We start from the raw sequence: 23078 nt of genomic DNA, 5'->3' as shown, positions 1-23078 counted from the left end.
ACGAAATTCGGGTCTCGAGCTCAGTTGTCGCCGGCGCGGTCGACGCGAGTCGCCTGCGCGCCTTCCGGCTTGGGGGCTTCGACGGTGCGGATATGCACGTCGCGCAGCTGCTTCGGGCTCACCAGCGAGGGCGCGCCCATCATCAGGTCCTGCGCCTTCTGGTTGAGCGGGAAAGCGATCACTTCGCGAATATTCGGCTCGTCGGCGAGCAGCATCACGATGCGGTCGATACCCGGGGCCGAGCCGCCGTGCGGCGGTGCGCCCAGCTTGAAGGCCTCGATCATGCCCGAGAAGTTCTCGTCCACGTCGGCCTTGGTGTAGCCGGCGATTTCGAATGCCTTGTACATGATGTCCGGACGGTGGTTACGAATGGCGCCCGAGGACAGCTCGTAGCCGTTGCAGACGATGTCGTACTGCCAGGCGAGGATATCGAGCGGGTCCTGCGTTTCCAGCGCTTCCATTTCGCCCTGCGGCATGGAGAACGGGTTATGGCTGAAGTCGACCTTCTTCAGTTCCTCGTCGTATTCGAACATCGGGAAATCGACGATCCAGCAGAACTTGAAGCAGCCTTCCTCGATCAGGCCCAGTTCCTCGGCGACGCGGGTGCGCGCGGCACCGGCGAGCTTGGCGGCGTCCTTTTCCTTGCCCGCGGCAAAGAACAGGCCGTCGTTTTCGCCGAGACCGAGTTCGGCATAGAGCTTTTCCATGCCTTCGGTGCCGTGGTTCTTGGCGATCGGGCCACCGAATTCGCCGCCCTTGCGAGTGACGTAGCCGAGGCCGGCGAAACCTTCGCGGCGCGCCCAGTCGTTCATCTCGTCGAAGAACTTGCGGCTTTTCTCATGCGTGTTCGGTGCCGGGACGACGCGCACGCGGCCGCCGGTACCGACGATCTTCTCGAACAGGCCGAAGCCCGACTTCTCGAAGTGGCCGGTGACGTCAGAGATGATCAGCGGGTTGCGCAGGTCGGGCTTGTCGGTGCCGTATTTCAGCATCGATTCTGCATACGGAATGCGCGGGAATTCGCCTGCCGGGGTCACGCTCTTGCCGCCCGAGAATTCCTCGAACACGCCGGCGAGGACCGGTTCGATCGCCTGGAAGACGTCTTCCTGCGTGACGAAGCTCATTTCGAAGTCGAGCTGGTAGAATTCCGGCGAACGGTCTGCGCGCAGGTCTTCGTCGCGGAAGCACGGGGCGATCTGGAAGTAGCGGTCGAAGCCGGCGACCATCAGCAGCTGCTTGAACATCTGCGGGGCCTGCGGAAGCGCGTAGAAACGGCCCGGGTGGAGGCGGCTCGGCACGAGGTAGTCGCGCGCGCCCTCGGGGCTCGATGCACCCAGGATCGGCGTCTGGAACTCGCTGAAGCCCTGCTCGATCATGCGCTGGCGCAGCGAGGTGATGACGCGGTTGCGCAGCATGATGTTGTTGTGGACGCGCTCGCGGCGCAGATCGACGAATCGATACTTGAGGCGCGTTTCTTCGGGATAGTCTTCCGCCTGGTTGACGATCAGCGGCATGTCTTCCGCGCGGCTCTGCACTGTGACGGAGCGGGCGAAGACCTCGATCTCGCCGGTCGGGAGGTTCGCATTCACTGCAACTTCGTCGCGCGCCTTCACGTTGCCGTCGATGGTGATGACCGATTCCAGCTTCAGCTTCTCGAGCACCGGCAGCGCCTCGCTGTCGCTGTCGGCGACGATCTGCGTGATGCCGTAGTGGTCGCGCAGGTCGACGAACAGCACGCCGCCGTGGTCGCGCTTGTTGTGGACCCAGCCGGAAAGACGGACGGTTTCGCCGACATCGGCCTTGGTCAGGGCTGCGCAGTTGTGGGTACGATAGGCGTGCATCTAAAATCTTTCCATTTTCGGAGCTATGGCGCTAAGGGCGCGCCCACTGGTGGCGCGTCGCGCGAATATCGCGCGCGCTAACAGGGGATGCGACCGGCTTTGTCAAGCCGTGCGCGCCCGAGGGAACGAACCCGAGCGGCGGTACTCCGCCCACATACAGACAAGAACGATGAAAATACACGACCTGATTACAAAGACCGCGGAGCTGGAAGAGCTCTGCACCCGCCTCGCCAAATCCGACTTCGTTTGCGTGGACACCGAGTTCATGCGCGAGAACACCTATTGGCCGGAACTGTGCCTCGTGCAGATCGGCAACGAGGAGGAAGCGGCGGCGATCGACCCGCTTGCAGACGGGCTCGACATGAAGCCCCTGCTCGACCTGCTGACCGACAACGAGGAGGTCCTCAAGATCTTTCATGCCGGCGGGCAGGACGTGGAGATCATCTACAACCTCACCGGCAAGACGCCGCACCCGATCTTCGACACGCAGATCGCGATGATGGCGATCAGCCAGTCGGAACAGATCGGCTATGCCAACCTCGTCGAGAGCTGGCTCGGCATCACGGTCGACAAGGGCGCGCGCTTCACCGACTGGAGCCGCCGTCCGCTGACCGACCGGCAGATCGAATATGCCATCGGCGACGTGACGCACCTGGCAAAGATCTTCCCCAAGATCCTGAAAAAGCTGATCAAGACCGATCGCGGCAGCTGGCTCGATGCCGAGATGGAAAAACTCGCCGACCCGGAAAACTACCGCATCGAACCCGACCGCGCGTGGAAGCGTATCCGCCAGGCCGGGCGCAATCCGACCGTCCTCGGCCGCCTCAAGGCACTCGCAGCCTGGCGCGAAGGCGAGGCGCAGCACAAGAACATCCCGCGCGGCCGCATCATGCGCGACGAGACGCTGGCCGACATCGCCAGCCATCCGCCCAAGAAGCAGGCCGACCTCGTGAAAGTGCGCGGCCTCAGCCAGGCGTGGAAGGACAACGACATCGGCAAGCGCCTGATGAAGGTCATCGCGCAGGCCGAGCCACTATCGAAGAGCGAGATGCCGGCGAAGATGAAGCGCGGCGCGCCGCTCGGCAAGGAAGGCGCGCTTGTTGCCGACCTCCTCAAGCTGCTGCTCAAGATCCGTGCGCGCGAGATCGACGTCGCCAGCCGCCTGCTGACCAAGGCCGACGAGATGGAGGCGCTCGCCGCCGGCATCCGCGACCTGCCGATCCTCAAGGGCTGGCGCTACGAAGTCTTCGGCCGCGACGCGCTCGAACTGGTCGAAGGCAAGCTCGCTTTCGCCGTGAAGGGCGGAAAGCTGCACATGACGCATATCGACGACATGGCCGACGACCTGGCTCAGGCGCAGGAAGACCTTGCCGTCGAACAGGCTGAAGATCAGGCCGAGGCCGCCCAGACCGAAGAGGCACACGCCGCCGAATGAGCACCTACCTGCCCACCATCAAGCAGCTGCAATATCTCGTCGCGCTGCACGAGCACGGGCATTTCGGCCGCGCTGCGGAGGCGAGCTTCGTTTCGCAGTCGACGCTCTCGGCGGGCATCCGCGAGCTGGAAACCCTGCTCGGCGTGACGCTGGTCGAGCGCAGCCGCCGCGTGGTGCGCTTTACTCCGCTGGGCGAACAGGTTGTCGCCAAGGCCCATCGCCTGCTGCGCGAGGCGGAGGAACTTAGCGACCTCGTCCAGGCGAGCGGCAAGCCGCTGTCGGGCGAACTGCGCATGAGCGTCATCCCGACAATCGCGCCCTTCATGCTGCCGCGCATCCTGCCGCGCCTGCGCACGGAGCGGCCCAACCTCAAGCTGATGCTGCGCGAGGAAACCAGCCAGGACGCAGTCGAATCGCTCCATCATGGCCGGGTCGATTGCGTGCTCCTCGCCCTCCCCTTCGATACCGGCGAGGTCGAGTACGAGCATATCGGCGAAGACAAGCTGTACGTCGCCTTCCCGGAAAACGATCCGCGCGACCCGCCCGAGACCATTCCGCCCTCGATGATCGACGAGGGGCGCCTCTTGCTGCTCGAGGACGGTCACTGCCTGCGCGAACACTCGCTTGCGGCATGTGCGCGCCCGGAATTGCGGGCCAGCGCGACCATGATCGGCACGAGCCTGCATACGCTCGTACAGATGGTCGACAACGGACTTGGCCTGACCATGCTGCCCCAGATGGCGATCGACGCCGGCATCCTCGACAACACCAAAATCGTCGCGCGGCCGGTCAAATCGGCCAATGCGAGCCGGGAAATCGCGCTCATCTGGCGCAAGAATTCGCCCCGCGCAGACGAATTTCGCCTGCTTGCAGAAGAACTTCGCGCAGGCTGATCCGTCCGGTCCGATTGTGACCGTTCACGCTTTCTTGGTAAATTGAGCGCTAACAAGTGCCCTCGGAAAGGCGAGGGAACTATGGAAATGCGGTCATACAACCGATTCTCCACCGATCAGGAAATCGAGTGCGCAGTCGACGGAAAACGGGGCGTAGTTAAGCTCTACAACCTTTCATGCGGCGGCTGCATGATCGAAACGCCCGACGAGGCGATCGACGAAGGCACCCAGATCCGCCTGCGCCTGCAGCCCAAGGTCATCGTCAACGGACGCGTTGTCTGGCGCATCGAGAAGAACGCCGGCATCAAGTTCGAAACCCCGCTGCACCAGACGGTGGTCGAGCAGTTCGGCTACGTTCCGAACAGTGAATTCGACCGCGACGATCCGCGCGACCGCTTCGGCCTTCCGCTGATCGGCTGACGGGCCCGAAAAGGCCTTCAGTCCATGTGCTTGAGGCCGACCCTCAGGTAATCCCAACCGGTCACCAGCGTCAGGATCGCGGCGCCCCACAGGCTCGCGAGACCGACGAGGTGGACCCATTGATCGGCCAGCGGACGCTCGATCTCCGACACCAGCGTCGGCGGCGGACCGTGAACCGCGCCCCCCAGGATCAGCGCGCCCAGGGCGACCAGCTGCAACGTCGTCTTCCACTTGGCGAGCTTGGTCACGGGTACCGACACCTGCAGCCCGGCGAGGAATTCGCGCAGCCCCGACACGGCGATCTCGCGCATCAGGATGACCAGCCCGGCAATAACGTGGACGTCCCCGCCATATGGGCCGCGGAGATATCCCTGTGCCGTCAGCACGAGGATCACCGCGGCGACCATGATCTTGTCGGCGATAGGGTCGAGGAAAATGCCGAGTTTCGACACCGTCCCGCTCGACCGGGCGAGGTAGCCGTCGAAGTAATCGGTAATGCCCATGAGGCAGTAGAGCGCGAAGGCCAGGGCGTAGCCGACCTTCCATTCCGGCCACCACAACAGCGCCGCCAGCAGCGGCACCGCGACGATGCGCGACAGCGTGAGAATGTTGGGCAGGGTCAGCATCCTGCCTCCCCTAGACCAGACCTGCGGCGGGCAAAAGACAATGATTGGCCTTGTCCCAAGGGTCATATGCGTTAGACCCGGCTGCAGGGGCCGCAGCAAGCAGCAGGGTTTAATGACGACATCGACGCACCTACTGCGCCGCCGGCGCTTCTTGCCGCTCTTCGTCACGCAGCTTTTCAACGCTTTCAACGATAACCTCTACAAGAACGCGATGGTCCTCTTCGTGGTCTACGAGGTGTTCAATTCGCCCCAGACCGAAGGTGCTTTCAGCGCAGTCGCATCGGGCCTGTTCATCCTCCCGTTCTTCGTCCTTTCCGCTCTCGCCGGCCAGCTCGCCGACATGCGCGACAAGGCCGCAATCATCCGGACGGTGAAGGCGTGCGAGATCGGGCTGATGGTGATCGGTGCGGCGGGACTCTACCTTGCGTGGAAAGGCATCGCGGTCGAGCTGATCGCCATACCCCTCCTCCTGCTCGCGCTCTTCCTGACAGGCGTGCAGTCGACTTTCCTCGGCCCGATCAAATACGCGATCCTTCCGCAGCACCTGCGCAAGGAAGAGGTACTCGCCGGCACCGGCCTCGTCGAGGCGGGCACCTATATCGCGATCCTCGCAGGCACGATCCTCGCCGGATGGATCGACGTGCAATTTGCCGCAGCGGGGATCATCATCACCTCGGTGGTCGGCTATTTCGTCTCGCGCCAGGTGCCCGATGCGCCGCCGCAAGGCGCGCAGGAAAAGCTCGACTGGAACATTTTCCGCTCCTCGAAGAACCTGATCGCCGAGACGATGCACAACCGAGAGGTGTTCTACGCGATCCTCGCCATCAGCTTCTTCTGGACCATCGGTTCGGTGCTGTTCATCCAGTTCTTCCCGCTCGCCAAGAACGTCATCATGGCCGAGCCGGAAGTCGCCAGCCTTTTCCTCGTCGTCTTCTCGATCGGTGTTGCGGTTGGCTCGGTGTCGATCAACGCCCTGCTCAAGGGACGCGTATCGGCGCGCTATGCACCGATCTCGGTCATCTTCATGGGGCTGTTCGTTGTCGCCTTCTACATCGTGTCGAAGCTATGGGCGGCCGACCCGCCGAGCGACCTGCTCGACTTCATGGAGTTCCTCAGCTGGCCGATGGCGACGGTGCTGCTGCTTTGCCTGCTCGGCATCTCGGTGGCAGGAGGCATGTTCGTCGTCCCGCTCTACGCTTTCCTGACCACGCGGGTGAAGCCCGAGCAGGCGGCGCGGACCATCGCGGCGAACAACATCGTCAATTCGGGCGCAATGGTCGTCGGTTCTCTGCTGGCGATGTCGCTCAATGCGATCGGCATTCCGATCGTCGAGCAATTGCTGCTGAGCGCAGCGATGTGCCTCGTCTCGGCATGGCTCGGCCACCGGCTCTACAAGAACGAGACGGATCACTCGCTCGTATGATTGCCGGCCCTCGGGCCGCTCATATCAGATGATGAAGACCAGCACCGCGATGAAGCAGGCTGCATAGGCAGTCGCAAAGCCCGAGATGTCGTCCTTGGTGAGCGACAGCCAGTGCCGGGCCGGAACCGCGTCTTCGCCCTTGCGGACATGCGGCGGAAGCGTTGCCAGGAACGGGTGGCGGGCGGTTTCGTCGGAAAGAACAAGCGATCTGCGCATGCAGGCGTCTTAACCGATTGGTAACCATCCGCCTCCCGCAAAATCAGGCCTGTCGCGGGATGGGACATTAACCGCGTAACTTTACGACGCGCAGCCTCTTGGCGCCGTCCTCAGCCCTCGCTCATCGCGATGATGCGGTCCCATTCGTCCTTGCGAACCTCGCTGACGGACAGGCGCATCAGCTTGACCAGTTCCATCTCGGCAAGCGCGGGTTCGGCCTTGATTTCCTTGAGCGTAACAGGCCGGTCGAGCTTGCGAACCGGCTTCACCCTGACCGCGGCCCATTTCCCTTCCGGGTCGGCCGGATCGGTCAGCCCGGCTTCGCTCACCTCCATGATGCCGACGATCTCGAGACCCTTGTTGGAATGATAGAAGAAGGCCTGGTCGCCCTCCTCCATCGCTGCGAGATTGTTCTTCGCGCGGTGGTTGCGCACGCCGTCCCACAGCCCCTCGCCCTTGGCCGCCAAATCGTCCCACCCGTATTCGTCGGGTTCCGATTTCATGAGCCAGTATCGCGCCATGCTTCATTGCCTTCTTCAAAGAAAATACGCCCCGATCTTGGTGGTGAAGACTGCCGCTGTCCAACGTTTCGCCGGGTGCTGTCGCCAAGGCTTTCAAAATTAACGGGATGTTTATCGTGAACTTGCATAGCGAGCGAAGGAAGGTGCCAAAGGGGGAAAGGTCGCGCAGTCGATCGCAGTCGCATGGCAAAAATCATCGATCCTGTCCGTCGCGTACGGAAAAGAGTTGAACGCGACGTGGTCGCACTCGGTATCGCCATCGCGGCGATCCTCATGTTCATCGGTACCGGCGGCGCCATCCTGCCGCAGATCATCCGCAGCTGGGTCTACAACGACACTGGGCCGAACTACGTCCTCCTCAATGCCCTTCTCCTCAATATCGCCCTGATCGTCTTCGGCCTGCGCCGTTACCGCGAGCTGATGTCGGAGATCGAACATCGCCGCGACTCCGAAGAACGCGCCCGTATCCTCGCCGAAACCGATCCGTTGACCGGCTGCCTCAACCGACGCAGCGTCACGCCTGCAACCGACGAGCTGATCGCGAATTGCGCCGATAATGCGAAGCGCGTCGCCTTCATGATGGTCGACCTCGACAACTTCAAACAGGTCAACGACCTCAACGGCCACAAGGTAGGCGACCAGCTGCTGGTCGAAGTGGCCAACCGCATGCGCAACACGCTCCCCGACGACGCGCTCCTTGCGCGGCTTGGGGGCGACGAGTTCGCCTGCGTCGTCGCATTCGACAAGCGCTCGCCCGATGCGATTGACCAGCTCGCCAGTGAGCTGACCGCAGCAATCTCGCGCCCACACGACCTCGACGGCGTGCCGCTCGACGTGACCATATCGCTCGGCGTCGCGACGTCCGAAGTCGGCGATGAGCACACGGAAGACGGCAAGGTCGACGGCGAAGGCCTGCTCCACCGCGCCGACATCGCGATGTATCAGGCCAAGAAGCAGGGCAAGAACCGCCACTTCTGGTTCGATCCGACGATGGAAACCGACCTGCGCTTCCGCAAGGAGCTCGAAACGGCACTTCGCCGGGGGCTCGAAGCAAAGGAATTCGTACCCTTCTATGAACAGCAGATCGACATCGAGACCGGCGAGATCGTCGGCTTCGAGATGCTCGCCCGGTGGAAATCCGCCGAACTCGGCCTCGTGCGACCGAACATCTTCATCCCGGTGGCCGAGGAAATCGGCCTTATCGGCCGCCTTTCCGAACAGCTCATTTCCGCCGCGATGGAAGATGCCAAGGAATGGGCACCGCACCTCACGCTGTCAGTCAACATTTCGCCCGTACAGCTGCGCGACCCGTGGTTCGCCCAGCGCATGCTCAAGCTGCTGACCGAACAGAACTTCCCGGCCGAACGGCTCGAGATCGAAATCACCGAGAGCTGCCTGCACGAGAATATCGGCCAGGTGCGCTCGATGATCACGAGCCTCAAGAACCAGGGCGTCAAGATCAGCCTCGACGATTTCGGCACCGGCTATTCCAGCCTCGCGCAGCTTCGCTCGCTGCCGTTCGACCGCCTGAAGATCGACCGCAGCTTCGTCGGCGAACTCAACGGCAAGGCCGGCAACGAGAAGCTGATCGACGCGATCATCCAGCTGGGCGAAGGGCTGCAACTGCCGGTGACCGCCGAGGGGATCGAGGACAACGAGATCCTGCAGGCGCTGCAGGGCAAGGGCCGCCTCAAGGGTCAGGGCTATTTCTACGGCCAGCCGGAGGACGCGGCGCAGGTCCGCGAACGTCTTGCCGGGAAGAACCTGCTGGGCGTTGCCGGGCACGGTGAAGCCACGCTTGAGCGAGCCGAGCATACGGCTGTCGCGCCGGAAGTCGAAGTCGCAGCCGACCCTCAGGCGCGCCGCCAGGCCTAAGCCGCCTCTGGACGCGGGGCCTGCCACACCATAGATGCGCCTTGGATGCGCATCCCCTTCGTCAAGATGCACGGGCTCGGCAATGACTTCGTCATTCTCGACCGCCGTTCGCAAGAGCCGCTGCCGCTCGAACCCGGCCGCGTGCGCGCGATCGCGAACCGGCACCAGGGCATCGGCTGCGACCAGCTGATCGTGCTCGAGGATGCGCCCGATGGCTCGCAGGCCGATTTCCGCATGCGTATCTTCAATTCCGACGGCGGAGAGGTCGAGGCCTGCGGCAATGCGGCCCGCGCCGTAGCCCGCCTTCATGGCGAACCCTGCACGGTCGATACGTCCGGCGGTGTGATCGGGCTCGAACCTGCCAGCAGCGGCGCAGCGGTCGACATGGGCGCACCGCGCTTCGGCTGGGACGAAATCCCGCTCGACCACCCGATGGATACGCAGCGCATGCCGGTCGGCTGGGAAGAGCTCGAAGCGCCCGATGCAGTCAATGTCGGCAATCCGCACGTGATCTTCTTCGTCGATGATGCCGAAGCGGTGGACCTCGGACGGATCGGCCCGGTGATCGAACAGGACCCTCTGTTTCCCGAGCGGATCAACGTCAACGTCGCCTCCATCGAAGGAGGCGAAATCCGCCTGCGCGTGTGGGAGCGCGGTGCTGGCCTGACCAAGGCTTGCGGAACGGGTGCCTGCGCAACCGCCGTCGCGGCGCTCCGTCGCAAGCTGGTCCCCTCGCCGGTGACCGTCCACCTGCCGGGCGGCGCGCTCGAAATCGCGTGGGAGCAAGGCGGGACAATCCGCATGACCGGCCCAGCGACCGAATCCTTCCGCGGCACGTTCGAGTGGGACGACTTCGCTTGAGCACCCTTACGAAATCGAAGGGGGCGGAAGTCATTTCACTCGGCTGCCGTCTCAACATCGCAGAAAGCGAACGCATCCGTGACATGCTCGCAGGCGAAAGCGATATCGTCGTGGTGAACAGCTGCGCGGTGACGAGCGAGGCCGTCCGCCAGACCCGGCAGGCGATCCGGCGCGCACGCCGCGAAAGGCCGGATGCGCGCCTGATGGTGACTGGCTGCGCGGCCGATATCGAACGCGAGCAGCTTGGCGCCATGCCCGAGGTCGACGGCCTCATTGCGAATACCGCCAAGCTCGACGCGCGTGCGTGGAACGTGCCGGAGACTGAGGCGACCGCCCCGCCCGCTCGCACCCGCGCCTTCATCGCGATCCAGAACGGCTGCGACCACAGCTGCACCTTTTGCGTCATCCCGCAGGGACGCGGCCCGAGCCGGTCTCTCACGGTCGATCAGGTGCTGCGTGAGGTCGAGCGCCATCTCGACAAAGGCGCGCCGGAAATCATCCTGACGGGTGTCGATTTGACCTCGTGGGGCCACGACCTGCCCGGCAAGCCGCCGCTCGGCAGCCTGATCGAAGCGGTCCTAGGTCGTTTTCCCTCGCTCGGGCGACTTCGCATGTCCTCGCTCGACGGGATCGAGATCGACCCGCTACTCGAAGAACTGCTGGCCAGCGAGGAGCGGCTGATGCCGCATCTCCATCTTTCGCTGCAGCATGGCAACGACCTGATCCTGAAGCGCATGAAGCGCCGCCACCTGCGCGCCGACGTGATTGCACTGGTCGAGCGGCTCAAGGCGAAGCGGCCCGAAATCGCCATCGGCGCCGACCTGATCGCCGGTTTCCCGACCGAGGACGCGACCCAGCACGACGAGAACCGCAGCATCATCCGCGAACTCGGCATCGTTCACGGCCACATCTTTCCCTATTCGCCACGCCCGGACACGCCGGCAGCCCGCATGCCGCAAGTCGAGCGCGCGACGATCAAGCAACGCGCCGCCGAACTGCGCGCGGAGGTCCGCAGCGCGCGGGACGGCTGGCTGAAATCGCTCGTCGGAACCCCGCTCGACGTTCTCGCCGAACGCGACGGAACCGGCTATGCGCCGAACTTCGCGCGGGTCCGCGTGCCCGAAGGCACCGCGCCCGGTACGATCATCACACTGACGCCCAGCCGCCTCGAGGAAGGCCTACTCATATGAGCGAAACCAGTTGGCGCGACCGCCTGTTCGGCGGTTTCCGCAAGACGTCGGAGCGCCTCTCGACCAACCTGACCGAGGCGGTTTCGACCGCCAAGCTCGACGATGCGACGCTCGACGATGTCGAAGACGCGCTGATCATGTCCGACCTCGGTCCGTCGGCGGCATCGCGCATCCGCCAGCGCCTTTCCGACAAGCGCTTCGGCCTCTCGATCACCGAGCAGGAACTGAAGGAAGCCGTCGCCGAGGAAATCGCCGAAATCCTGCGCCCGGTCGCCAAGCCGCTCGAGATTACCGCCTTCCCGCGCCCGCAGGTCATCCTCGTGATCGGCGTGAACGGCAGCGGCAAGACGACGACCATCGCCAAGCTCGCACACCTGTTCCAGGAAGACGACTACGGCGTGATGCTGGCGGCTGGCGACACCTTCCGTGCCGCCGCAATCGGCCAGCTCGCGACTTGGGCGGAGCGGATCGACGTTCCGATCATCCGCGGCCCCGAAGGCGGCGATCCGGCGAGCATCGTGTTCGATGCCGTCAAGGCTGCGACCGACCAGGGTATCGACGCGCTGGTGGTCGACACCGCCGGCCGCCTGCAGAACAAGCGCGAGCTGATGGACGAGCTGGCAAAGATCCGCAAAGTCCTCGGCCGCCTCAACCCCGAGGCGCCGCATGACGTGGTGCTCGTCCTCGATGCGACCAACGGCCAGAACGCCCTCTCGCAGATCGAGATCTTCAAGGAAGTCGCCGGGGTCACCGGTCTCATCATGACCAAGCTCGACGGCACGGCACGCGGCGGTGTGCTGGTTGCGGCAGCCGAGCAATACGGCCTGCCTATTCACGCGATCGGCGTGGGCGAAAAGATCGACGACCTGCGCCCGTTCGACCCGGACCTCGTCGCACGCGTCATTGCGGGTGTTGCCTGATGGCCGAGAGCCAAAAGAAGCAGGGCTCCGGCTGGCTCAACGTGGCGGTCGATTACGGCCCGCTGCTGGTGTTCCTCGGCGTCTACAAGTGGTTCTCGCCGGAAGAAAGCGAGCCGATTGCCGAAATCGCCGCCGTCATTCGCGGCACGCTCGCCTTCATGGTCGCGGCGGTCATTGCACTCGCAGTGTCGAAATGGCGGCTCGGCAAGGTATCGCCCATGCTGTGGTTCTCGACCGCGCTGATCGTCGGCTTCGGCAGCCTGACGATCTTCCTGGGCGATCCGGTGTTCGTGCAGATCAAGCCGACGATCATTTACGTCACATTCGGTGTCCTGTTGCTCGGCGCCTATTACTGGAAGGGCAAGGCGCTGCTGCGCATCCTGCTGGAAGCAGCCTTCGAAGGCCTGAGCGACGAAGGCTGGGCGAAGCTCTCGCGCAACTGGGGCTTTTTCTTCCTGTTCCTGGCCGCCCTCAACGAAGCACTGCGGACGAACCTGAGCTTCGAATCATGGCTCTGGGCCAAGCTATGGGTCTTCATGCCCCTGAGCTTCCTTTTCACCTTCACCCAGATCCCGATGCTGCTGAAGCATGGGCTGGCGGTGGAAGAAAAGGACGACGTGTTGAAGGAAGAACCGCCGACCGGCAGCTAGCCGCTAGATCCGGACCTGGCTGCCGAGTTCGACCACGCGGTTGGTCGGCAGGCGGAAGAATTCCATCGCCGTCGCGCTGTTGCGCAGCATCCATGCGAAGATCTTCTCGCGCCACAGCGGCATGCCCGGCTTCTCGCTCGGCAGCAGCGTTTGGCGGCTGAGGAAGAAGCTGGTCTGCATCATGTCGAACTCGCCGCCGCACTGCTGCATGGTCTTGAGGCCCTGCGGCACGTCGGTTTCCTGCATGAAACCGTAGTGCAGGATGGCGCGGTAGAACCCGTCGCCGAGGTCGTGATACTCGCACCGCTCGCTCGCATCGACATAGGGCACGTCGTCGATCTGCACGGTCAGGATGACCACGCGTTCATGCAGCACCTTGTTGTGCTTGATGTTGTGCAGGAGCGCGCTCGGCACGCCGCCTGTGGTGGAGGCCATGAAGATCGCGGTCCCCGGCACGCGGGTCGCGCTGTTCTTGGCCGACTTGGCGAACACCTCGATCGGCAGGGCGACCTCGCTCATGCGCTCGCGCATCAGCTTGCGGCCGCGCGCCCAGGTCGTGAGCAGGGTGAAGATCACCGCGCCGACGACCAGCGGGAACCAGCCGCCCGCGGGCACCTTCATCAGGTTCGCGGCGAAATAGGCCCCGTCGACGATCAGGAACAGGATCACGACCGGCGCGGCATACCACCACTTCCACTTCCACACGCCGACCAGCAGCACTGCCATCAGCAGCGTATCGATGGTCACCGCACCCGTCACCGCGATGCCGTATGCGCTCGCGAGGTTGGACGAGTTCTGGAAGGTGAGGACGAGGATGATGACCGCGATCATCAGCGCCCAGTTGACGATCGGGATGTAGATCTGGCCGCCTTCGGTCTCGCTGGTGTGGCGGATCGAAAGGCGCGGGACATAGCCCATCTGGATCGCCTGGTGGGTGATCGAGAAGGCACCGGAAATCACCGCCTGGCTGGCGATGAAGGTCGCACAGGTCGCAAGGATAACGAGCGGCAGGCGCCATTCTTCCTGCGCGAGGAAGAAGAACGGGCTCTTGATCGCCTCTGCGGCAAGCTCCGGCGGCAGGCTCACGATCATCGCGCCCTGCCCGAAGTAATTGAGCAGCAGGCACGGCATGACGAAACCGAACCAGCTCAGTTTCATCGGCCCGCGCCCGAAGTGGCCCATGTCGGAATACAGCGCTTCGGAACCGGTGACCGCGAGGACGACCGAGCCTAGTGCGAGGAAGGCGAACCACTTGTCGAGGATGAAGAACTGGATCGCGTACCACGGGTTGAGCGCCCAGAGGATTTCCGGGTGCTGCAATATCTGCGCAGCGCCGAGGAACGCGATGACGCTGAAGTAGACGATCATCACCGGCGCAAAGAGAGCGCCGACCTTCGCCGTCCCGCGCTTCTGCAGCATGAAGAGGCATACCAGCAGCGCGAGCGCGATCGGGATCACATAGGGGTCGAGCCTGTGGTCGACGACCGTCAGGCCCTCGACCGATGACAGGACCGAAATCGCCGGCGTGATCATGCTGTCGCCGTAGAACAGCGAGGTTGCGAATACGCCGAGCAGGATCGCGACCCACGTATAGCGCGGGTTCGTCATCTTGCTCGAGATGAGCGCGACGAGGGCGAGCGAACCGCCCTGCCCCTTGTTGTCAGCGCGCATGAGGATGGTGACATACTGGATCGCAACGACCAGCGTCATCGACCAGAAAATCAGGCTGACGACGCCGAGGACGTGGTTGTAGTCGATCGGCAGCGGGTTGGGACCGATGAAGGTCTCGCGGAACGCGTAAAGCGGGCTGGTACCGATGTCGCCGAAGACGACGCCTATGGCGCCCACGGCCAAGGCCGTACGCGAGGCTGCGTGCCCTTTTCCGTGCCCGTGCGGATTGGTTTCGGCTTGGGAAGACGCGTCGCTCATCGCACCGCTGGCCCCGTCCTTCGATTAATGCGGCATCGGCCGCTCACAAGGTTGCGGCGCGTAGCAGCATGCGTGTTGCGCTGCAATACAATCTACCGGACTAGTTCGCGACCTGGCCGAGCATCTGGTCGAGCCGTTCGAGTTGGCCCGCAAGCTCTTCACGCCACGGTGCATCCTCGGGCGCATTCTCGAGGATATCGGCCCAGATCGCCCGCGTCTGGCCGGGTTGCCCTGCCCTCAGCAGCGCGAAACCGGTGAAATAGGCTGCCGCCGGATTGCCCGGATCGATCCGCTCGGCGCGCTCGTAGGCATAGAGAGCTGCCGGGGTGAGCATTCCGTCTGCGTGTTCGATAAGCACGTTACCGAGCGCGACCCACGCTTCCGCATCGCGCGGGTTCTCGGCGACGGCATTGCGAAGCAGGTCTGCCGCGTCGGCGAATTGCCCCTTGCGGGTGAAACCGTCGGCAACGGTGACCCAGCGTGCGGGCGGCTGGTCGGTGCCGAACAGCGACCTGCGCGCCTCGATCAGCGCGAAATTGCTCTGCTGGATTTCCGCCACGCGATCCTTGGGCGCAGCGGGCTTGCCCGGTTCGCCCTGCAGCGCATAGCCGGCAAGGCCGAACAGCAGCGCCGCGCCGAATGTCGTCCAGCCGGCCTTTGGCAGCTTCAGGAAGAAGGCGGCCGCGATGAAGACCAGCGCCGCAAGCGCGAGAATCGGGACCCAGCTCATGCCTCACCCTCTTTCCGGCGGCCCATACGGCGCCACAGCAGGAGCAGCGCGACGAGCACCAGCACGGCGGGAACTGCGAACAACGGCCACGTCGTCTCACTGACCGTCGGGGCATAGCTGACGTAGTCGCCATATCGTTCGACGAGCCAGGCGCGGATCGCTTCGGGCTCTTCCCCGGCAGCAATACGCGTACGGACCTGGTGGCGCATGTCGCCAGCCATGGGCGCATCGCTATCGGCGATCGACTGCGACTGGCACTTGAGGCAGCGCAGCGTCTCCATCAGCGCCTGCGCCTCGGCTTCCTGCCGCGGGTCTTCGAGCTGCTGGTAGGCATAGGGCGCCGGCGGCAGCGACTGCTGGGCCGAAAGAGGCAATGCGGCGAATGCCAGCAGCAGGATCGCAAGAAGCCTGCTCATGCCCCCGCCTCCCGCAGCTTGGCGAGCAGGACCGGGACATCGCTCGCACGAACGTCGCCGATGTGCTGGTAGACGATGGTGCCCTTGCCATCGATGACGAAGGTCTCCGGCACGCCGGACGAACCGATGCCGAGCTGCACTTCGCTGAGGTCGTCTGCGCCGATGCGCGTGTAGGGATTGCCGTATTGATCGAGGAAGCGGGCGACATCTTCCGGCCGGTCGCGGATCGCCACGCCGACGATTTCCGCACCGCTCTGGCGAAGTCGCTCGAGATGCGGGGCCTCCGCGATGCAGGGCACGCACCAGCTCGCCCAGATGTTGAGCAGCTTGGGCTTGCCGTCGGCGAGGTCGGCGGTGGTCAGGCCGGGCCGGTCCCCGCTTGCGGCGCGCAGGTCGAACTGCGGCAGCGGCTTGCCGATCATCGTGCTCGGGATGAATTCATCCTTCGGCTGCGTCAGCTGGTAGGCTGCCACGCCGCAGAACATCAGGAACAGGCCGAGCGGTATCCAGAGCCAGAGCTTCTTCATGCCACAGCCTCCTCTTGGTGAAGCTCTTTCCTGCGCATGACGCGGCGACGCTTGAGGTCGGTCGCGACCCGTCCGATCAGCGCCAGCAGGCCGCCGAGCGCGACGAGCAGGCCGCCGTACCAGATGAAAGTCACGAAGGGCTTCCACCACAGGCGAAGCTGCCAGCGGCCCTGCCCCGCCTCGTTACCGATGACCGCGTAAAGCTGACCGTTCCAGCGGGTCGCGAGCACGCTTTCGCTGGTTTCCTGCGGCGGCGCCCAGAAATTGCGCGCCTGCGGGTTGAGCATGATCGGCTCGCCACCTTCGTAGGAAGCGGAAAGCTGCCCCTCGAGCGCCGTCCAGTTCGGACCGGCGACCGGCTGCACACCCTCTAGCGTCACCTGCCACGGGCCGACTTCGGTGCTCTGGCCAGCCGAAATGGCGGCGAGGCGCTCCTTGGTGAAAGCGGATTCGCTCGCCATGCCGAACAGCGCGACGGCGAGGCCGAAATGCGCGATCACCATGCCCCATGTGGCAAGCGGCACGCGAAGGAGGTTGCGCCCGCGAAGCGGCAGGAAGCTCGCCACCGCAAGGCCGACGGCAATCGCAAGGCCGAGGTCGGCGAGCAGCGAATAGGAGCCGAGAACGACGACCAGTCCCAGCACCGCGATCATGATCGCGAAGATCACCGCAAGCGGCATCTGGATGCGCGACAGCTTGTCCTGCCGCCAGCGCAGCAGCGGGCCGACCGCCATGACGAGCAACATGGGCACGGTAAAGATCGCGCCGACCGGATTGAAATAGGGCGGCCCGACCGACACGCGCACGTCGAACGCCTCGGTCAGCAGCGGGTAGAGCGTGCCGAGCAGCACGATGCCGAGGATCGCGCTCAGCATTACGTTGTTGAACACCAGCGCGCCCTCACGGCTCGTCACCTTGAAACGCTCGCCTTCGGAAATGCTGTTGGCGCGCAGGCCGAACAGGGTCAGCGCGCCGCCGATGTAGATGCCAAGCAGGATCAAGATGAAGGTCCCGCGCTCCGGATCGACCGCGAAAGCATGGACGCTGGTGAGGACCCCCGAACGGACGAGGAAGGTGCCGAGCATCGACATGGAAAATGCGACCACGCCGAGCATGATCGTCCATGTCCGCAGCGCATCGCGCGAGGCGAGCACGCTCACCGAATGCAGCAGGGCCGTCGCAGCAAGCCATGGCATGAGCGAGGCGTTCTCGACCGGGTCCCAGAACCACCAGCCGCCCCAGCCGAGCTCGTAATAGGCCCAGTAGCTACCCGCCGTGATGCCGAGGGTGAGGAAAATCCATGCGCCGAGAATCCACGGCCGCATCGCGCGGGCGAAATCGGGCGTGACCGAGCGGGTCAGCAGCGCACCAACCGCGAAGCTGAAAGCGACCGAGAGGCCGACGTAGCCGAAATAAAGCGTGGGCGGATGGAAGGCGAGGCCGATGTCTTGCAGCAGCGGGTTGAGCCCCTGTCCTTCGGCAGCGGGCATCGGCAGTCGTTCGAACGGGTTCGAGCTGAGCAGGATGAAGGCGTAGAAACCGATGCCTACGAAAGCCTGCGCAGCCAGCGTTGCCAGCATGGTCTTTTCCGACAGCCGCCGCTCGATCAGCGCGATCAGCCCGCCAGCCAGCGCCATCACCGTGACCCACAGCAGCATGGAGCCTTCATGATTGCCCCAAGCACCGGAAAGCTTGAAAATCAACGGCTTGGCGGAATGCGAATGCGTTGCGACCAGCTTCACCGACAGATCGGTGATTGCGAATAGGTAAAGCAGCGTCAGGAACGAAATCGACGCAAGCACGCCCTGCACGACTGCGGCAGGCCGGACCAGCGCCGCCATGTCCTCGTGCCCGCGCACCGCCAGCACGCCGGCGAAGAGCTGGAGCACGGAGAGAGCTCCCGCCAGCCACAGGGCGGCAAGACCGAGCTCTGCGATCACCGTGCGGATTCCTCCGTCTCGGCGACGACTTCGCGCGCCTGATGCTCGCTCATTTCCTGCAGTTCGCGCGGGACGTAATTCTCGTCATGCTTGGCGAGGAGGTTGTCGGCGACGAAAGTGCCGTCGGCCCCGAGGCTGCCCTCGGCGACGACGCCCGAACCTTCGACGAAGAGATCGGGCAGGATGCCGGCAAAACGCACCGGCACGGTCGCATCGCCGTCACCGACGACGAAAGACACCGTGATCCCGTCTTCGAGCGTCTTGAGCGAGCCTTCCTGCACCATGCCGCCGAGACGCACGGCCTGACCGACCGCGGGCGGATTCTCGGCCATCTGGCTCGGCACGTAGAAATAGCTCGCCTGGTTGCGCAGCGCATAGGCCGCGAGCAGCCCGGCACCGATCAGCGCGACAAGCGCGATGACGATGAGGACGAGGCGTTGGTGCTTGGCTTTCATGAAACTCTATTTCCGTTTCGCATCGTCGCGGCGTTTTTCCGCCCGGCGCATGTCGAACCATGCCCATATGACGAGCGCAAGGATCGCGACGAGGCCCACGGCATAGGCCGCGACCACGAAGTCCATCTGGTCGAGGTTCTCACGCAAGGGCTTCTCCCATCGCCTTGCGGCGCAGGCGCGCCTCGGCCTGCGTATCGGCAAGCAGCGCGCGCATGCGGGCCAGCACGATGCCGCCGAACAATAGCGAGAAGCCGACAACCGCGAGCAGCAGCGGCGCGAGGAAGACCCCGTCGATCGCGCTCTTGCCCATGGTGATGCTCGGCGGCTGGTGGAGCGAATTCCACCACACGACCGAGCGGTTGATGATCGGGATATTGATCGCGCCAACGAGGCCGAAGATCGCGGGGATACGGCTCGATGCGTTCTCGCGCGCGACCGACTGCGACAGCGCCATGTAGCCGAAATAGAGGAACAGCAGGACAAGCATCGAAGTCAGCCGCCCGTCCCACACCCACCAGGTGCCCCAGGTCGGGCGCCCCCAGATCGAGCCGGTCGCAAGGCAGACCGCGGTGAATACCGCACCGGGCAGCGCAGCCGCGCGTGCGGCGAGGCTTGCCAGCGGATGGCGCCAGATGAGGAAAACCGCGCTCGAAATGGCGATTGCGGTCCAGCCGCCCATCCCCAGCCATGCCGAGGGAACGTGGATGAAGAGGATGCGGACCGTGTCGCCCATCAGGCGGTCCGGGGGGACGTTGAAGACACCCCAGGCGAGCGCGATTGCCGACAGCAAAAGGCCGCTGCCTAGAAGCAGCGGCGTCAGCCATCGGGCGAGGCCCAGAAAGCGCTTGGGATTGGCGAAACCGTGCATGTGTCCGTCCGCCTAAGCTTTGGCAAAACGGCTGGCGCGGGGCAAGTGCGATTGCTGCACCGCGTGTTCGCCCCTGTCGAAAATCCGAGCCGCTATGCCGGTCGTCAGCGACCGATGAGCTTCTGTGCCATGCGGTCGGCGACGACATCGGGCGAGACGCCGGTCTCGTCGCTTTTCTGCCAGATCGTCTCGAGCCGCTCGGGGATCTGGGCGAGGCGCTTGCGCACTTCGTTGATATCGCACGGATCGCCATGGCGGCGGCACAGATATTCCATCGTCACGCTGATGATGCCGCCTGCATTGATGACGTAATCGGGCGCGTAGAGGATGCCGCGCTCTGCCAGCTGCGCACCGTGATGCGCGCGGGCGAGCTGGTTGTTCGCACCGCCCGCAACAATCGGTGCCTCGAGCCGGGCGATACCTTCATCGTCGAGGATCGCGCCGAGCGCATTGGGGCTGAACACGTCGCAGGCGACGCTCATGATCGCATCGGCCGCGACCGCTTCGCCGCCCAGTTCGTCGGCCAGCGCGCTGGCGCGGTCGTGGTGCATGTCGGCCAGCGTCAGCTTCGCGCCGTCCTTGGCGAGCAGGCGGGCGACACCGCCGCCGACACTGCCCGTGCCCTGGATCGCGACATGGACGCCCTTCACGCTGTCCTTGCCGAGCTTGTGGCGCACGGCGGCCTTGATACCGTGATAGATGCCCATTGCGGTGAACGGGCCAGGATCGCCGCCGGCGGCGTCCTCGCCCTCGACCGGCAGGCCGGATACGAATTCGGTATGCTGCGAGACGGCAACCATGTCCGCTTCGCTGATGCCGACGTCTTCTGCGGTGACGTATTTCCCGCCCAGCGCCTGGACCGCGTCACCGAAGGCGGCGAGCATTTCCTGCGTCTTGGTGCGCTTTTCGTCGGCGAGGATGACGGCCTTGCCGCCGCCCATCGGCAGGCCTGCCATCGCGTTCTTGTAGCTCATGCCGCGGCTGAGGCGCAGCGCATCGCGCATCGCGTCTTTCGGCTCCGCATAGTGCCAGAAACGCGTGCCACCGGCGCCCGGGCCGAGGTGGCTGGAATGGATCGCGATAATGGCGGTAAGGCCCGATTTCGCATCGCGCACCAGTTGCACGAGCTCGTGATCGTCGAAATCAGCTTCGGTCCAGAATGCCGTCATTTGAGTGCCCCGCTTTGCGCGCCTGCTGCGACAACAAGGGAGGAATGGGGCGATCGAGGGGTCTCGAACCCCCGACCTCCGGTACCACAAACCGGCGCTCTAACCAACTGAGCTACGATCGCCACAAGCCCTTGAACCCGCGCCAAGCGGGCTGCCGTGAAGCGGGGCTGATACGCGCTGCAGAACTGGGGTCAACCCGCCAATCGCAGCGGCGCGAGCCTGTTGCACAACGATTGCCATTTGGGAAGCGAAAACTTCGCCGCAAGCCATCGTGCGCAATAATCTTTCCCGGCTTGCACAAGGGCGCCGGATGCGTACCACTTGGGACATGGCATCACCCGGCGAATCTTCTGCCGAAACGCTTGCCCGCTACGGCGGCGTACAGCGCCTGCCATTCGGAAAGCTCGAGCTTTTCCAGCGGCGCGAATTCCTCGATCCCGAGCACTGTGCCGACCTTGTCGCGCTGATCGAGGCGAACCGCCGCCCCTCCACGCTCGCGGACTTCAACGGCGATGCCTATTTCCGCACGAGCGAAACCTGCGACCTCGATGCAGGCGAACCGGCCGTCCGGCTGCTCGAAGCCAAGCTCGAGGAACTGAGCGGCATCGACCCCGCCTATGGCGAGCAGGTGCAAGGCCAGCGCTACGACGTGGGACAGGAATTCAAGGCGCATCACGACTGGTTCAATCCCAATGGCCAGGACTGGGAGAAATACTGCTCCGTCTCGGGCCAGCGGACCTGGACTTTCATGATATATCTCAACGAGGTGGAGGCCGGAGGCGCCACCCGTTTCAAGGTCGTCAAGAAGAGCTTCCAGCCGGAAATCGGCAAGCTCTTGTGCTGGAACAATCGCAAGCCGGACGGCAGTGGTAACGTCAGCACGCTGCACCATGGCATGAAGGTGCGCAAAGGCGTCAAATATGTGATAACCAAGTGGTATCGCGAGAAACCGTGGGGGTGAGGATGGCCGATTACAGTGAACTCGAAGACCAGCTGCGCAAGCGGCTGGCCGAACTGGTCGAACGGGCGGAGGAGATCGAGGACGATTTGCGCGGACCGCTCGAGGCAGACTTCAGCGACCAGGCGATCGACCTCGCCGACGACGAGGCGCTCGAAGGCGTCGATGCCGTGCTGCGGCAGGAAATCCGCCAAATCCGCGAAGCGCTCTACCGGATCAAGAACGGCACCTACGGCACCTGCTCGGTATGCGGCGAGGATATCGCCATGGCGCGCCTGCAGGCCCGCCCGATCGCGACGCGCTGCATCAAGCACGCCGACTAAGACCGTAGCAAAACCGCACAAAGAGAAAGGGCAGCCCCGCGGGACCGCCCTTTGCAAAACCGTCTGGTAGAGGGGCTTAGCCCTTCTTGAGCGACAGGCCGCCGAAGCGCTTGTTGAACGCAGCCACACGGCCACCTTCCTGAAGCTGCTGCTTACCGCCGGTCCATGCTGGGTGGCTGGTCGGGTCGATTTCGAGCGTCAGCGTGTCGCCTTCGCTGCCCCAGGTGGAGCGCGTCTGGAATTCGGTACCATCGGTCATCTTGACCGTGATGGTGTGGTAATCGGGATGACCTTCGGCCTTCATGATATTCGTCCTTCTAGCTTCGGAGCGGTTCCGACCGTTCCAGCTGTCTGTGGGAAAGGCGCGCGTTTAGTCGCGCGCGCCCGAAATGGCAAGCCCTGTCTAGTCCTTGGGCGGATCGGCGATCATCGCGGTGAATTCGACCTCGCAGGTCGTCTTGCCCTCGACGCTCGCCTTGCCCTTGAACTTGTACACCCGGCTGCGCTTCTGCACGAACTCGACTTCGAGATCGAGCAGGCAGCCCGGCGTCACGGGCGAACGGAACTTGGCGTTCTCGATCCCCATGAAGAAAACCAGCTTGCCGGTCCCGGCCAGCTCCAGCGTCTCGATCCCGAGAATCGCTGCAGCCTGCGCCATCGCCTCGATCTGCAGGACGCCCGGCATGATCGGAGCCCCGGGGAAGTGCCCCTGGAAGAACTCCTCGTTCATCGTCACGGCTTTTACCGCGTGGATGCGTTCGCCGAGCTCGAGGCTCTTCACGCGATCGACCAGCAGAAGCGGGTAGCGATGCGGAAGAGCCTTGAGGATCCTGTGGATGTCGTAGGCGGTTGCGGGTTTTTCGTCGCTCATGCCCTGCCCCCGTTATTTCCG

General features: G+C 64.1%; 26 protein-coding genes and 1 tRNA gene. 11 read left to right on the top strand and 16 right to left on the bottom strand.

Annotated elements, in window-relative coordinates; genetic code table 11:
* Positions 1-20: 20 nt before the first annotated feature.
* Positions 21-1841: an aspartate--tRNA ligase gene (aspS, locus tag EO245_RS07495; protein ID WP_128892337.1), complete on the bottom strand. Its 1821-nt coding sequence runs from the start codon at positions 1839-1841 to the stop codon at positions 21-23.
* A 169-nt stretch (positions 1842-2010) separates the two neighbouring features.
* On the opposite strand from aspS, the gene rnd reads away from it, so the two are divergent.
* The 3 genes from rnd (at position 2011) to EO245_RS07480 (ending at position 4589) form a co-directional block, all read left to right on the top strand.
* On the top strand, positions 2011-3276 hold the full coding sequence (gene rnd / locus EO245_RS07490) for a ribonuclease D (RefSeq protein WP_128892336.1): 1266 nt from the start codon (positions 2011-2013) through the stop codon (positions 3274-3276).
* Positions 3273-4169 carry a hydrogen peroxide-inducible genes activator gene (locus EO245_RS07485; RefSeq protein ID WP_128892335.1) on the top strand — a complete coding sequence of 299 codons (897 nt, stop codon included), beginning with the start codon at positions 3273-3275 and terminating at the stop codon, positions 4167-4169. Before rnd ends, EO245_RS07485 begins: the two co-directional genes overlap by 4 nt.
* A gap of 81 nt (positions 4170-4250) precedes the next feature.
* Positions 4251-4589, top strand: coding sequence for a PilZ domain-containing protein (locus EO245_RS07480; protein ID WP_128892334.1), 339 nt, complete (start codon positions 4251-4253; stop codon positions 4587-4589).
* A 17-nt stretch (positions 4590-4606) separates the two neighbouring features.
* On the opposite strand, the gene pgsA is transcribed toward EO245_RS07480, so the two are convergent.
* Positions 4607-5215: a CDP-diacylglycerol--glycerol-3-phosphate 3-phosphatidyltransferase gene (gene pgsA, locus EO245_RS07475; RefSeq protein ID WP_128892333.1), complete on the bottom strand. Its 609-nt coding sequence runs from the start codon at positions 5213-5215 to the stop codon at positions 4607-4609.
* Positions 5216-5327: 112 nt separating this feature from the next.
* Between pgsA and EO245_RS07470 the strand changes: the two genes are divergently transcribed.
* On the top strand, positions 5328-6638 hold the full coding sequence (locus tag EO245_RS07470; RefSeq protein WP_128892332.1) for an MFS transporter: 1311 nt from the start codon (positions 5328-5330) through the stop codon (positions 6636-6638).
* A gap of 24 nt (positions 6639-6662) precedes the next feature.
* On the opposite strand, the gene EO245_RS07465 is transcribed toward EO245_RS07470, so the two are convergent.
* Positions 6663-6854, bottom strand: a complete 192-nt coding sequence (locus tag EO245_RS07465; protein WP_128892331.1) for a hypothetical protein — start codon at positions 6852-6854, stop codon at positions 6663-6665.
* A 110-nt stretch (positions 6855-6964) separates the two neighbouring features.
* On the bottom strand, positions 6965-7375 hold the full coding sequence (locus EO245_RS07460) for an EVE domain-containing protein (protein WP_128892330.1): 411 nt from the start codon (positions 7373-7375) through the stop codon (positions 6965-6967).
* 237 nt (positions 7376-7612) lie between these two features.
* Between EO245_RS07460 and EO245_RS07455 the strand changes: the two genes are divergently transcribed.
* From EO245_RS07455 to EO245_RS07435, 5 genes are read left to right on the top strand one after another with little or no spacing between them, the layout of a single operon-like run.
* Positions 7613-9250, top strand: coding sequence for a putative bifunctional diguanylate cyclase/phosphodiesterase (locus EO245_RS07455; RefSeq protein WP_370246045.1), 1638 nt, complete (start codon positions 7613-7615; stop codon positions 9248-9250).
* Between the two features lie 45 nt (positions 9251-9295).
* Positions 9296-10111 (top strand): diaminopimelate epimerase, encoded by an 816-nt coding sequence (gene dapF, locus EO245_RS07450; protein ID WP_128892328.1) that lies wholly within the window; start codon positions 9296-9298, stop codon positions 10109-10111.
* A complete protein-coding gene (locus tag EO245_RS07445) occupies positions 10108-11301 on the top strand; it encodes a MiaB/RimO family radical SAM methylthiotransferase (protein WP_128892327.1) in 1194 nt (397 codons plus the stop codon). The genes dapF and EO245_RS07445 overlap by 4 nt, the downstream gene beginning before the upstream one ends.
* On the top strand, positions 11298-12221 hold the full coding sequence (gene ftsY, locus EO245_RS07440; protein WP_128892326.1) for a signal recognition particle-docking protein FtsY: 924 nt from the start codon (positions 11298-11300) through the stop codon (positions 12219-12221). Before EO245_RS07445 ends, ftsY begins: the two co-directional genes overlap by 4 nt.
* Positions 12221-12871, top strand: a complete 651-nt coding sequence (locus tag EO245_RS07435; protein ID WP_128892325.1) for an inner membrane-spanning protein YciB — start codon at positions 12221-12223, stop codon at positions 12869-12871. Before ftsY ends, EO245_RS07435 begins: the two co-directional genes overlap by 1 nt.
* Before the next feature lie 3 nt (positions 12872-12874).
* Here EO245_RS07435 and EO245_RS07430 read toward each other — a convergent pair whose 3' ends face one another.
* The 10 genes from EO245_RS07430 to EO245_RS07385 all read right to left on the bottom strand — a co-directional run bounded on the left by EO245_RS07430 (position 12875) and on the right by EO245_RS07385 (position 21027).
* Positions 12875-14800 carry a potassium transporter Kup gene (locus EO245_RS07430; protein ID WP_128892324.1) on the bottom strand — a complete coding sequence of 642 codons (1926 nt, stop codon included), beginning with the start codon at positions 14798-14800 and terminating at the stop codon, positions 12875-12877.
* Positions 14801-14900: 100 nt separating this feature from the next.
* Entirely contained in the window at positions 14901-15530 is a 630-nt protein-coding gene (locus tag EO245_RS07425; protein ID WP_128892323.1) for a tetratricopeptide repeat protein, read from the bottom strand.
* Complete coding sequence (locus EO245_RS07420; RefSeq protein WP_128892322.1) at positions 15527-15946, bottom strand: cytochrome c-type biogenesis protein; 420 nt, start codon at positions 15944-15946, stop codon at positions 15527-15529. Before EO245_RS07420 ends, EO245_RS07425 begins: the two co-directional genes overlap by 4 nt.
* Positions 15943-16473 (bottom strand): DsbE family thiol:disulfide interchange protein, encoded by a 531-nt coding sequence (locus EO245_RS07415; RefSeq protein WP_128892321.1) that lies wholly within the window; start codon positions 16471-16473, stop codon positions 15943-15945. The genes EO245_RS07420 and EO245_RS07415 overlap by 4 nt, the downstream gene beginning before the upstream one ends.
* The gene (locus tag EO245_RS07410) at positions 16470-18413 is read right to left on the bottom strand and encodes a heme lyase CcmF/NrfE family subunit (RefSeq protein ID WP_128892320.1); all 1944 of its coding nucleotides are present in this window, start codon (positions 18411-18413) and stop codon (positions 16470-16472) included. Before EO245_RS07410 ends, EO245_RS07415 begins: the two co-directional genes overlap by 4 nt.
* Positions 18410-18868, bottom strand: a complete 459-nt coding sequence (ccmE, locus tag EO245_RS07405; RefSeq protein ID WP_128892319.1) for a cytochrome c maturation protein CcmE — start codon at positions 18866-18868, stop codon at positions 18410-18412. Before ccmE ends, EO245_RS07410 begins: the two co-directional genes overlap by 4 nt.
* 6 nt (positions 18869-18874) lie before the next feature.
* The gene (locus EO245_RS07400; protein ID WP_128892318.1) at positions 18875-19015 is read right to left on the bottom strand and encodes a heme exporter protein CcmD; all 141 of its coding nucleotides are present in this window, start codon (positions 19013-19015) and stop codon (positions 18875-18877) included.
* Entirely contained in the window at positions 19008-19736 is a 729-nt protein-coding gene (gene ccmC / locus EO245_RS07395) for a heme ABC transporter permease CcmC (protein WP_128892317.1), read from the bottom strand. Before ccmC ends, EO245_RS07400 begins: the two co-directional genes overlap by 8 nt.
* Positions 19737-19840: 104 nt before the next feature.
* On the bottom strand, positions 19841-20905 hold the full coding sequence (locus EO245_RS07390) for a Glu/Leu/Phe/Val dehydrogenase dimerization domain-containing protein (protein ID WP_128892316.1): 1065 nt from the start codon (positions 20903-20905) through the stop codon (positions 19841-19843).
* A 45-nt stretch (positions 20906-20950) separates the two neighbouring features.
* Positions 20951-21027: transfer RNA gene (locus EO245_RS07385), tRNA-His, on the bottom strand.
* 206 nt (positions 21028-21233) lie between these two features.
* Here EO245_RS07385 and EO245_RS07380 point away from each other — a divergent pair.
* Positions 21234-21866 (top strand): 2OG-Fe(II) oxygenase, encoded by a 633-nt coding sequence (locus tag EO245_RS07380; RefSeq protein ID WP_128892315.1) that lies wholly within the window; start codon positions 21234-21236, stop codon positions 21864-21866.
* Positions 21867-21868: 2 nt separating this feature from the next.
* Positions 21869-22186 (top strand): TraR/DksA family transcriptional regulator, encoded by a 318-nt coding sequence (locus EO245_RS07375; protein ID WP_128892314.1) that lies wholly within the window; start codon positions 21869-21871, stop codon positions 22184-22186.
* A 76-nt stretch (positions 22187-22262) separates the two neighbouring features.
* On the opposite strand, the gene rpmE is transcribed toward EO245_RS07375, so the two are convergent.
* A complete protein-coding gene (rpmE, locus tag EO245_RS07370; protein WP_128892313.1) occupies positions 22263-22490 on the bottom strand; it encodes a 50S ribosomal protein L31 in 228 nt (75 codons plus the stop codon).
* A 99-nt stretch (positions 22491-22589) separates the two neighbouring features.
* Positions 22590-23057, bottom strand: a complete 468-nt coding sequence (gene fabZ / locus EO245_RS07365) for a 3-hydroxyacyl-ACP dehydratase FabZ (protein WP_128892312.1) — start codon at positions 23055-23057, stop codon at positions 22590-22592.
* Positions 23058-23078: the final 21 nt, after the last annotated feature.

This window comes from Erythrobacter sp. HKB08 (assembly GCF_004114695.1).
In the GTDB taxonomy this organism is placed as follows: Bacteria; Pseudomonadota; Alphaproteobacteria; order Sphingomonadales; family Sphingomonadaceae; genus Parerythrobacter_A.
This window is presented reverse-complemented; position numbering and strand designations above follow the sequence as displayed.